The 12,212-nt window shown below is 44.1% G+C and carries 6 protein-coding genes and 1 tRNA gene; 1 reads left to right on the top strand and 6 read right to left on the bottom strand.

Features of this window, described 5'->3' with window-relative positions:
* Nucleotides 1–130 precede the first annotated feature (130 nt).
* The 3 genes from waaA to HMPREF9370_RS02660 form a co-directional block, all read right to left on the bottom strand.
* Complete coding sequence (waaA, locus tag HMPREF9370_RS02670; protein ID WP_040667374.1) at nt 131–1,402, bottom strand: lipid IV(A) 3-deoxy-D-manno-octulosonic acid transferase; 1,272 nt, start codon at nt 1,400–1,402, stop codon at nt 131–133.
* A gap of 123 nt (nt 1,403–1,525) precedes the next feature.
* Nucleotides 1,526–2,257, bottom strand: a complete 732-nt coding sequence (locus tag HMPREF9370_RS02665; RefSeq protein ID WP_009115750.1) for a LytR/AlgR family response regulator transcription factor — start codon at nt 2,255–2,257, stop codon at nt 1,526–1,528.
* Between the two features lie 285 nt (nt 2,258–2,542).
* Nucleotides 2,543–2,619, bottom strand: a tRNA-Met gene (locus tag HMPREF9370_RS02660).
* Between the two features lie 377 nt (nt 2,620–2,996).
* On the opposite strand from HMPREF9370_RS02660, the gene hrpA reads away from it, so the two are divergent.
* Nucleotides 2,997–4,397 carry an ATP-dependent RNA helicase HrpA gene (hrpA, locus tag HMPREF9370_RS02655; RefSeq protein ID WP_009115749.1) on the top strand — a complete coding sequence of 467 codons (1,401 nt, stop codon included), beginning with the start codon at nt 2,997–2,999 and terminating at the stop codon, nt 4,395–4,397.
* A 92-nt stretch (nt 4,398–4,489) separates the two neighbouring features.
* On the opposite strand, the gene HMPREF9370_RS02650 is transcribed toward hrpA, so the two are convergent.
* From HMPREF9370_RS02650 to HMPREF9370_RS02640, 3 genes are read right to left on the bottom strand one after another with little or no spacing between them, the layout of a single operon-like run.
* Nucleotides 4,490–5,893 (bottom strand): hypothetical protein, encoded by a 1,404-nt coding sequence (locus tag HMPREF9370_RS02650; RefSeq protein ID WP_009115748.1) that lies wholly within the window; start codon nt 5,891–5,893, stop codon nt 4,490–4,492.
* Entirely contained in the window at nt 5,890–10,875 is a 4,986-nt protein-coding gene (locus HMPREF9370_RS02645) for an AAA domain-containing protein (protein ID WP_009115747.1), read from the bottom strand. Before HMPREF9370_RS02645 ends, HMPREF9370_RS02650 begins: the two co-directional genes overlap by 4 nt.
* A gap of 34 nt (nt 10,876–10,909) precedes the next feature.
* Nucleotides 10,910–12,205: an ATP-binding protein gene (locus HMPREF9370_RS02640; protein WP_009115746.1), complete on the bottom strand. Its 1,296-nt coding sequence runs from the start codon at nt 12,203–12,205 to the stop codon at nt 10,910–10,912.
* Nucleotides 12,206–12,212: the final 7 nt, after the last annotated feature.

The following is a 12,212-nucleotide window of genomic DNA, read 5'->3' as shown; positions in this document are numbered from 1 at the left end:
GTCATACTCGGGCTTGCCCCGAGTATGACGAGTGTACTATTTTTAAGTTGATTCTCTACATACAACCGAACCCTTCATGCGGATTCAACTTTTTCAGACAGAGGTGACATTATCCCATTCTATAAATTAACTATCTGATTTGGCGCCTGATAGACTCGGCAATCAAGTCTGCCATTTTGCTGCTGGCGCCCCTGTGCCTGCCCACGAAGGCCTCAGCCGCATCAGCGTAGCTTTTGCGCTCTTCTTCATTCAGCAGCCAACGGCTCACCACGGCATGCCATTCCTGCGCACTGAATATCTGTTTGGCTGCGCCCGCCGCTTCCGCGCCTTTGCAGGTATCGGCAAAATTATAAATAGATGCGCCGAACAAAGTGGGCACTTTGCAGGCAATCGGTTCGATAATATTCTGGCAACCCGCATCCACCAAGCTGCCGCCCACAAATGCTACATCGGCGCACAGATAATAAGCAAACATCTCGCCCATACTGTCGCCCACCCACACTTGCGTATCCGGCGCCACCGGCTGCCCGTCGCTGCGTTTTTGCGTTTTAAACCCTAATGCTCGCGCCGTTTCATACACTTCGTCGAAACGCTCTGGATGGCGCGGTACCAACACCAAAAGCGCATCACCCTGATAACCTTGCCATGCCTTGAGCAGCATTTCCGCTTCGTTCTGCTCTTTATAAACCCGGGTGCTGCCGCACACCACGACCGGCCGCTCGCCAATGCGCGCCTTAAACGCCGACGCAGTTTGCTTGGCCGAAGGCGGCGGCGCAATATCGTATTTGGAATTGCCGCACACGTGCACATTGGATGCCCCGATTAGATGCAGCCGCTCCGCATCGGCAGCCGTTTGCGCATAGCAGCCGCTGAGCGTCTGCATGGCAGGCTCAACCAGCGAACGGATTTTCAAATAACCCCGCTGCGATTTTTCAGACAGGCGTGCATTCGCCAAAAACAAAGGCACACCGGCTTTAGCACACTCATGCATTAAATTCGGCCAGATTTCGGTTTCCATCAAAATGCCGAAACACGGCTTGTGTTCTTTCAAAAACTGCCGGATATAAGCCGGCTTGTCATAAGGCAGATAACGACATTGCGCATCCGGCAGCAATTTTTGCGCGGTTTCCCGGCCGGTGGGTGTCATCTGCGTCATCAGAATCGGCAAATCAGGAAAATGCTTGCGCAAAACCTGCAAAAGCGGCTCCGCCGCCCTCGTTTCCCCTACCGACACGGCATGCACCCAAACTGCACCTTTCACAGGTTTGACATAAGGTTCACCGAAACGCTCGCCCCAATGCGCCAAGTAAGCAGCATTCTTCTGCCCCCGCTTTTTCAAATAGCGGCGGATAAAAAACGGGGCAATGTCCCATAAGCGTGTATAAAAACTTCTGATATTCATAGGCGCAGACACAATCGCACACAACAACTTGTTATTGTACCCTTTAATCAACCATCATTCATTGCAATTTCAAACAAAATGCCTGTCTGAAAAAATTTCAGACAGGCATCCAATCATTCTCAATCAACCGTTATCACGCAGAATACGGCGTATCGCAGAAAGCTGTCGGCGGCTGATAGGCAGCGGGTCGGGTATATCCAAAACTTGCGCCCCCCAGCTTGCATTACCCTCATCATCGTCATCATCCAAGCGGATCAGGCAATCCAGCGTGTGGCGGAACACCAGCGCATTGCGGTGCACACGGATAACCTTGTCGCCCAACACTTCTTCCCAGTGCACCAGCGTTTTCGGCAGATCATAGCTCTTACCGTCACCCGTAAACAAAAATACCGTTTTATGCTCAGCCAATAAATAGCGCGCCTGCTGCCAAGGAATCTCCACCATACGGTCGCGGCTAAACACTTTGAAATGCGTAAATCCGCCGCCCTCTTCCTCTTCTTTTTCACTCACACGCGCCAAAGCCGTTTGCAAGCGGCTGAGTTTGATCGGCTTGAGCAGATAATCCGCCACCGCCAGCTCAAACGCACGCAACGCATGCTCTTCATAAGCCGTTGTGAAAATCACATGAGGCTGTTTTTTCGCAACGCGCTTAATCCGCTCGGCAAACTCCAAGCCGTCCATCTCAGGCAAGCCGATGTCTGCAAAAACAATATCCACCTCATGCACACTCAACCATTCCAAAGCGGGTTGGGCATGATGGAATGTTTTCAACAATACAACTTGGCATTCCTCAAGCAACACACGCAAACGCTCTGCGGCCAAAATTTCATCTTCTACAATAATCGCGCTGGGCATAATATTCTTTTTGGTTGTTAGTTGGAATAATAATATCGTACCGCGGGAAACTACGGATATCAATATTTAATTAGTTATCATTGTATCCGTATAGGATACTTTCATGTGCGGAAATACCGCAACAATCTGCTGAATATGTAAGCATTTTACGCGACAATTACCGACATTACTACAACTTTGCAAGAAGATAAACTTTGTTTGATTTAAATCAAATTTTAAAATCTGAAGATGGTGCGTCAAAACCAAAGAAAAAGCCCCGCAATTAAGCAGGGCTTTTTATAAATCTGGTTGCGGGGGCAGGATTCGAACCTACGACCTTCGGGTTATGAGCCCGACGAGCTACCATGCTGCTCCACCCCGCGTCTGAAGAACATAACTATATTCCTTAACCATAACCGTGTCAACCCCCAGCTAAAAAATTATCAGCCGCCGATATGCCTGTCTGAAAACTCTTTTCAGACAGGCATCAAAAATTGCCTTTAGGATTCATACGTTTAGATTGACAATATAGAGTTATATAGGGCTATCCGACCCGCAAGCCGGGGCCGCAAGGTTTTTACACTATCCTTCTGACGAGCATCAGGCATACACCGAAACGATTTCATCATTGCCGCCAAACCAAGCACCTTGTTTATTTATAAAGAATAAGCGCCGCCATCAACAATGCCTGTCTGAAAACTTTCAGACAGGCATTTTGTTATAATCACAACCTTTAAATTCCCTCACACACAAACACACCATGCAGCAGCCCGACTTCACCCAAACGCTCTCCCGCGACCGTCATTTCCTGCAAAACGCCTTCAAAAACCCCAAACGTTTCGGCGGCATCGAAGCCGTGCGGAAAAAATACCAAAAATCGCACGACGCGTTTTTAAAACGCCAAGCCGCGCTGCCCAAGCCGCAGTATGAGGGCACACTGCCGGTGCACGAGCGTTTGAGCGACATCAAAACCGCCATTCAAAACAACCAAGTAACCATTATTTGCGGCGAAACCGGTTCGGGCAAAACCACCCAGCTTCCGAAAATCTGCTTGGAGCTCGGGCGCGGTGCGGCCGGTTTGATCGGGCACACGCAGCCGCGGCGCTTGGCGGCGCGTTCGGTGGCGGAACGGATTGCGGAAGAATTGGGCAGCAACATCGGCCGAACCGTCGGCTACAAAGTACGTTTCAACGACAACACCTCACGCGATGCCTATGTGAAGCTGATGACCGACGGCATTCTGCTCGCCGAAACGCAAACCGACCGCTTCCTCACCGCCTACGACACGATTATTATCGACGAAGCCCACGAACGCAGCCTCAACATCGATTTTCTGCTCGGCTACCTGAAACAGCTGCTGCCGCGCCGCCCCGATTTGAAAGTTATCATTACCTCAGCCACCATCGATGCCGAGCGTTTTTCCAAACATTTCAACAACGCGCCCGTGCTGGAAGTGAGCGGCCGCACCTTCCCCGTCGACATCCTCTACCGCCCGCTGCATTCGCAAGACGAAGACGAAGCGGAAATCGAGTTGACCGACGCGATTGTCGATGCCGCCGACGAACTGGCACGACTGGGCGACGGCGATATTCTGGTGTTCCTGCCCGGCGAGCGCGAAATCCGCGAAGCCGCCGAAGCACTGCGCAAATCGCCACTGCGCCGTGACGACGAAATCCTGCCGCTGTTTGCCCGTTTGTCGAACGCCGAACAGCACAAAATTTTCCACCCGAGCGGCAGCAAACGACGCATCGTGCTGGCGACCAACGTGGCCGAAACCTCGCTCACCGTGCCGGGCATCAAATATGTAATCGACACCGGCTTGGCACGGGTCAAACGCTATTCCGCGCGCGCCAAAGTGGAACAGCTTCATGTGGAAAAAATTTCCCAAGCCGCCGCGCGCCAACGTTCCGGCCGCTGCGGCCGCGTATCCGCCGGCGTCGCCGTGCGCCTGTACAGCGAAGACGATTTCAACGCCCGCCCCGCCTTTACCGACCCCGAAATCATCCGCAGCAATCTGGCCGCCGTCATCCTGCGCATGGCCGCGTTGAAACTGGGCGATGTGGCAGCGTTTCCGTTCCTCGAAGCACCCGACCAGCGTTATATCAATGATGGGTTTCAGGTGCTATTGGAACTGGGGGCGGTTGAAGAGAATTATGAGTAGTCTGCACGCATTCCTGAAAATGCCTGTCTGAAAAGTACAATACCGTCTGAAAAAATGAGTTTCAGACGGCATTTTTTACAGTGTAGATTGCCTTAAAGTTTGCTCAATAATCCAAAATCTTTTTGGCCTTTCTCATCTGTATCGTTATCAGAGAATATGGTTGAATTGAGATAATTTTCTGCTAATTTAATAATATGTCTGATTTTATCTGTTTGAGTTGTCATAAAACCAAGTGGCACGGTAACAGGATAACCTACTAATTTAGCGTGATAACAAACAACTGCAAATTTATCTTCTAAAAATAAAATTTCCGTATGACTGTCTAAAAATCCTTCATAAAAGCCATACAATACTTTTTCTGCAATTTCTTTTTCGGCAATACCCTTAAACTCATATTCCCATGCTTGTTTTTCGCGATTGCTACACTTAGGCAATAAAGGTAAGTACAGGCGAAATTCATAACCATTTTTTTGATTATTTACTAGATTTTGGATTTGATCGTGGATTTTTTTCTGTTTTCCCCAATAAATATCACTCGGGGCAAGCCAATATAGTTTTTTAGTCTGTTTTTTATCCAGTTTTTTCAAAATATCATTGATTTTTTTGAATAAATTTTCTTGGTGATAAACCTGTCCTAAAAAATATAAGCCGTTTTTTTGTTCAAATTGATATTGAATTTTTCTAAATTCGATAGCATCAAATCGCCCGCCAAACAACACATTCACTGTATCCTCATCGCCAATCTCTTCCATGCTTTTTCGTAATTCACGCAAATTATCACGGCTGGCAAATTGTTCCAGTTGTACTGTAATCGCTTGCTGAATATTGTCTTGATAAGTAATGGTTGGCACATCATGGCGTTCTTTGGCTTCACCTGTTTCCGGCAGCAGTTCAAATGCTTGCGTAAAACGAAAATAATCAGGCGCACCTTTGGGTTCGATGGCATCAATTTTATATAAAGAAATGTCTTTTTCATCTAAATTGATGATTTCATCTTCCATTAAGTGCCGAAAACGATTTTGGAAAGTTTTTTGGGCAATTTCACTGCTTTCGGATAATACTTTGGGTTCAATTTCCAATTCAATAGCTTGCTGGCGGACTTTATCGCAATCTTCTTTCTGAAAAAAATTGTTATCTAACAATTCCATGCGATATTCATTACCAAACGCCTTTAATGTTGGAATTTTGGGAGAATCTTGTCCGTCATTGTGAAACAATCGTAAACCTTCAGCCGATAACTCAATCAAACCATCATCTCGCCAAGTAATCCATTTATTTTTTTCCAAATCAGCAAGAGCGACTTCGGTTTCATGTTGAGTAAATCCGAAATATTGGGCAATTTGTTCAGGTTTGCACGGTGTTACTTCCAGCAGTCTCAACAAATATTCACACACAAATGCTACACCTTTATCGCTCATATACGAAAAAACGATATGAAAACGTGGAGCTTTAACCACAAAATCTATTTGATTGTACGGCGTTTTTTGTTCATTCATTTTTTCACTCCATTTTTCAGGGTCTTAATGGCGTAATATTGTAGATTAGTTTGTTCTTGCATAAAACGTAAAACTTTTGCCAGTGGGGTTTTGCTGTTTTTGGGCTGTTCCCACACAGCTTTTGCACCGACAATGATCAGTTTATCCATCGCACGAGACAAAGCGACATTGATACGATTCGGCAAATGCAAAAAGCCTGTACTGTATGTTTTGTCATGTCGAGCCAACGATAAAATAATCACCCGGTTTTCTTTACCCTGATAACTGTCCACACTGTCGATTTTGACCAGACGGCGGAAACGTTCGTCCCAACTTTTTTGATTAAACATTATGCGAATGAGTTTTTTCTGTTCGCCATACATACAAATCACACCGATAGCTTGTTCATTTTTATCTAAACAATGTTGCACAACATCGCTGTTCATAAACGTTTCATCATTTTGGAAACTTTGCAGCAAATCAATAATTTCTTTGGCTTCAGCACGATTAGATAAACTGCCACTTTTACCCTGTTCATGATAAGAATTAGGCAATGAAGTGGTATCCAACCAAGTAACACCGGCTTTTAGTTTTTCTGGCAGCTTCGCGTAAATATTGGGCACATCATTATCGGTTTTACCATTTTCCAAAACATTATTATAAAAACAAGCAGACACCAAACTGCCAATCGCAGGCGCCATACGATATTGTGTTTTAAGTGTTGCACAAGTTTGTTTGCCGTATTCCGATTGGAACACCCGTTCAAAATCGCTACCCAATGCTTGGTCTAATTCTTCGCCACGTTTGGAAATCCCCAAACGGCGGGCAAGTGCATTTTTATGTTCTTCCGAATATAAAGGCGGTAATTGTTTATGGTCACCTACCAATAAGATTCGAGAGCCAGACTGCATAGCGATTGCCAATTCGCTGGAAATGGAGCGTGCCGCTTCATCCACAATTACCCAATCATAAATATTGTCTGCAATGCCGATGTGGCGTTGGCCAATACCCACGCAAGTGCCAATCACAAGCTGACGGGAACGTGCCAAAAACTCATCATAATTGGTACGTTCATTGGAAAGCGCTTCCAACACATCTTGGGTTAAACCAATCAATTTCCCTGCCTGAACATCTTCTACTGGCTGAATATTGTGCTTTTGATTTAATTCGCTAATTAGCTTTGGCAAAATGTCATCAATTTCCATCAGTTCACGTATTCCCATTGTCTGGGCTTGCTCTTTGATACTTTTTTCTAATCGTTTGCGTAAATGCTTTTCGTCTTCATCAATATTCTCATCTTTTGAATTTTTAATGATTTTTTCATAACGACGAATTTGTGAACCGATATCAAACATGATTTCAGCCCGTTCACGCAAATAGCTTTCAGGCAGCCCCATGCTGCGGCCAAGCTGACAGATATTGCCAATTTTATTCACATTTAACTGTGCTCTTTTTTGCCCGACCAAATTCGGTGAGAACACATCTTCCAAAATTTCAGAATCAGCAATTTCACGATTGCTAAAACGCACCAATTGCAAATCCGTTCCCAAACGCTGACAGTGTTTGCGTATACGTTCGGCAGCCGTATTGACCGCTTCATGCGATTGGCTGACCAACAGAATATTGCGCACCTTTTGTACATCAAACAAATAATGCACAAATGCGGCAATAAATTCTGTTTTTCCGGTCCCCGGCGGACCTTGCAATAAGGATAACGGTCCGTTGGCAATCAGTTTTTGGAAAGCGATACGTTGTGCTTCATTCAAACTTACACCTTTTTCAGGTTGGTCGTAGCGTTTAAATTCACCATCGCTAACCTGAACCTCATATTTTTCAGACGGCAATGAACAATGTTCATCAAAATAATTAACTAAATTTTTAACCACACTTTCGCCGTCTAAAATACGTTGTAAAGCCTTTTTACGGCGGGTGTAAGACGCTTTGTTTTGTTTACTTTGCAAGTAAACAGGCGTATCCGCTTGAATTCGATTATTATTTTTATCTTTATATTTTTTCAGATGAATTTCATTTAATGTACTTTTGGCAACATCTACCGTGCCGTAAACAAACGTTTTTTCGCCGTCTTCACTTTTACCAACGGCTTCCACAATTTCATCACGCTTAAATTGATCAATTGGATTGACTTCACCATCATATGGAATATAAATGTCACCGTTTTCGGTTTTTTGCAAAGCTTCACTAGCTGTAACAGATGGTAACGCTTCGGTTTCTGTATCCAAAATTGCTTGCCATAGCCTTTGAATGCTGGGGCGTTGTTCAATAATCGGTTCTGAAATTTCAACATCAACGATTTCGGTTTCAATAATTTCAATTTCTTCAAGATTTTCTTTTTCAGGCAACCTGAAAATGTGTTCGCCAATGAATTGATGTAACGTATTTTGAAATGTTTCATGATAAGCCAAATAATCACTCAACTTATCTAAGTTGCTGTAATTGCTATGAGAAACTGATAAACCTAAAGATAAACTGGCCACACTTTTCTCTTTGTCTGTTCGGCTAATATGGCTACGTTCAAACGGCGAAATAGCGTGCCTGAATTTTCTGTCATTAATGGTATAAAACGCTGTAAATTTTCCACCCAAGCCAATAAAGGTAATATCTACTTCTTCTTTTGGATATTTTTTACTTTCTTGAAACTGAACAAACAATTCGCCATTTTCAGGGTAAATTTCGATCGGCAAAAACGAATCACGACCACCCACGGTAATATTTATCATCGGCGTGGTCGGTTTCGGGCTGAGTGCTTCTTTAAATCTTGCCAACGAAATAAACGCTGTTTGGCTGTCTGAATATTCTTGTTGTATCGCTTCGGCAATTTCAGCAAAATTTTCAGACGGCTTATTCCATTCTAGATCCAATAATTCGCACGCCATTTTCATTACGGCAAAATTATCCCGCTGTTTTTCGGTAACATGATCAAATTCTGGCGAATATTCGGTATTGAACTGACTTTGCCCGTTTGGCGAAAAATCCAAAATATCCAAAATCTGAAGCCTAATATTGTCGCCATCAATCGTTATCAATACGTTGTCAGGTTTCAAATCACCGTGCGTAAAACCCAAGCTGTGCAAATGTTCAACATTCTGAACAAGCTGATTAATAAGCGTGAGCTTAAGCTCATCAGCCAAATTGATTTCTTGAATTTTTTGCCAAGGTATACCGTTATCAATGAAATCGCTCACTGCAAACAGGCAGCCCGATTTTTTAGCAATACCGAATTCACGGATTTTCGGCACATAATCGGGCGACAATTTCGCCAGTTTCGCCATATTTTCCAGCCAATGCAAAACTACTCTGGCTTTTGAACTATCGGTTTGCGGGTCTGCATTCAACCATGCTTTAACCAATAAACCATTAGAGCGGTAAACTTCTTTTTCACTGGTTTCAACAATAAAATCATCGTCTTCACGATAGCTACGAGAATGGTTAATATCGTGTGTAAATGGCTCTAATTTTGAAAAATTAAACGAAAAATCGACCGCTTGATTGGGTTTGTTTTGATTAAAACTGCCCAAAAATTCTACTGCACTTTCAAAGGGTTTTTCGGACAATGCAACCTGCAATAAATCACCATACCACTCTGTTTCTTCATTCAATCTTGCTTTCATATCGGTAATGCTGGCAGCGGAAATCCGCTCCGCCTTGATGATATGCCAAGCCAACACTGCCAATGAACGTACATCATATTGATAGGGCGTAAGTTTGAGGCCGTCTGAAAGTTCAAAAGCTTTTTTAGCCAAATCTCCTGATACTTCCAAAATTTCACGGATATCGCCAACCGTTTGTTCTGACGGAAAGTAAGCGGTCGCAAAACCTGATAAAGTAATTTTGTCATCAGCCGACAGCCAGATGCTGTGCTCGCCCAAATCTCTATGAGCAATACCGATTTTGTGCAATTGGGCAAATTTGTCTAATAATAATTGCACCAATCCCAAGCGGCGTTCATGACTTAAGTTTTCACCACTATATCCGCCGACAAATTGATTAAAGCGTTTTTGTTGTGGAAACAGTTCAAACAAATCAATATGTTCAGCGGTAATCTCGCCTTTTTGCGGTGTGGATTTGTAATTTAAACAGGCGTGATACAACTCTTTGTTTTGTAATTTGATATGGTTTAAAACATCATATTCACGACTAACCAAACGATAACGCCCATCGGGTGTTTGTACTTCAGGACGTTCGATCTGAGTAAAATCCCAGCGGCGTAATAAGGCTTGGTCTTGGTGTTTTTTGTTCTCAGTTTGAGCCAGATATTCTTCGAAAATATTTTTTGGATGTGAAAAAATAGCCGTGTCTTCAGCAAAATAGCCGTTAATTTTTATGGATTTGGGTTTGATGGTATCTGTTCCAAAAATTTTTTTATCAAAAAGCTCAAAATCTTGATTTAAGGTTTTACTATCAGGGTGTGGGCGGAAACGTTGGTTAAACTCATGCTCGTTTTTAAGTTTGAGAAACTCCGCCAAAGTCAGAACGTGCATTTTCTCACTATCAGGTAATTGGCTAAAATCAGCATTACCTGTCATCACCACTAAAAAATGTACCTGCGGACGAAAGCCTTTATTAGTAAATTGTTGTTTGAATTTATCCAGTTTCTTTTCCAATAAAAACTGCTTATTTCGTGTAATGGAAACAGGCGAACGCCCCATATCTCTATTATTTAAATACCATTTATCTTTGAGAGATGTAATTTGCCCATTCCAATGCTTTAATTCCACAATCAAAACATTGCAATGCGTAATAATAACTAGATCAAATTCTCCTTCTTTCCGTTCTTTTACATCTGCAAAGCGAAAACCTGAATAGCCCTTCCAAGGGAAAATAGATTTCAATGCCCCTAATGCTTGTAATCCTTGCCCCTTGAAAGATTGGTTTACTTTTATGGAACCTGAAAAAGCTTGCTTGATTTTTTCGATCGCTTCTACTTCGTGAGTAGTTAAGCCGCCGCCCCAGTCTTGTACTTCCATAAATTCTTGTGTTTCCATAAATTACTCCATAGTAAATATTTGGTATATTTTATTAAATTGTCGCCACACTAAACCCATACAACGGCACATTCACCAGCCAATCCTGTTCCCGATAATCCGCCATAGAAAAGCGCAGCGCCTGCTCGGGCTGAAACTGTTCCACATACACTTTCAAACTTTTGGCTTTCAAATTTTCTTCCGCTTTTACTTCAATGGGAATAACCGACTGCCTGCGTTGCAGCACAAAATCCACCTCCGCCGTGCCGCGTTCGGCAGCCCAATAGAACACAGGGTTTTCCTGCGTGGCAACCAGTTGTTGCAAGACATATTGCTCGGTTAATGCGCCTTTGAATTCGGTAAAAATACGGCTGCCTTCCAGTAAAACACCGGCATCCAAATGGCTTTGTGCGGCGAGCAGGCCGACGTCCAATCCATACAGCTTAAAAGCGTTGTCTTGATATGCCGAAAGCGGCAGATGTGGTTTTTTGATGCGCGGCACGCAATGTACCAAACCGCTGTCTTTGAGCCATTGCAGGGCAATTTCATAATCCTTGCTTCGTGCGCCTTTTTGCAGTTGCGAGTAGATAAATTTCTTGTTTTCTTTGGCAAGCTGTTCGGGAACGGACGACCAAATCGACCGCACTTTTTGTACGGTTTGCCCGTCTTTGATGTGCTTGGAAAAATCCTGTTCATACGCCAACAGCAAATTGCGCTGTACTTGGCGAACCGCATCGAAATTTTGTGTATCGATAAACGTCTGCACCGCTTCGGGCATGCCGCCGACAAAATAATATTGGCGCAGCAGGTCGATGTAGACCGTTTTCATGGCGGCAATCAACGCCCAATCCTGCGTTTCAAGCAGTTGCACCAAATCCTGTTTACCCAGCGCGGTGAGAAATTCCTGAAAATCCATCGGATAAACCGGCAGAAAATCCACCTTGCCCACGGGAAACGAAACCTGATGATGCAGCGACACGCCCAGCAGCGAGCCTGCCGCCACAATATAAAACTGCGGCGCATTTTCGTAAAAATATTTGAGTGATGATAACGCTTGCGGCACTTCTTGAATTTCGTCAAAAATCAATAGGGTATCTTCTGCCTGAATATCTACGCTGCTTTCAATTTTTAAGCCGAGTATCAGGCGGTTGATATCGTAATCGCCTGCAAACAGCGTTTTCATGCGCGGGTTGTTGTCAAAATTGATGTATGCGACTTTGGCGAAATGCTGCTCGCCGAAGTGCTTCATCGCCCACGTTTTACCAACCTGTCTTGCCCCTTGAATAATCAATGGTTTGCGCTTAGGCTGGTTTTTCCATTTTTCTAGAGATTGGATAATCTTGCGTTGCATGGGAAGA

It is taken from the genome of Neisseria wadsworthii 9715, from assembly GCF_000227765.1.
Lineage (GTDB): Bacteria > Pseudomonadota > Gammaproteobacteria > Burkholderiales > Neisseriaceae > Neisseria > Neisseria wadsworthii.
This window is presented reverse-complemented; position numbering and strand designations above follow the sequence as displayed.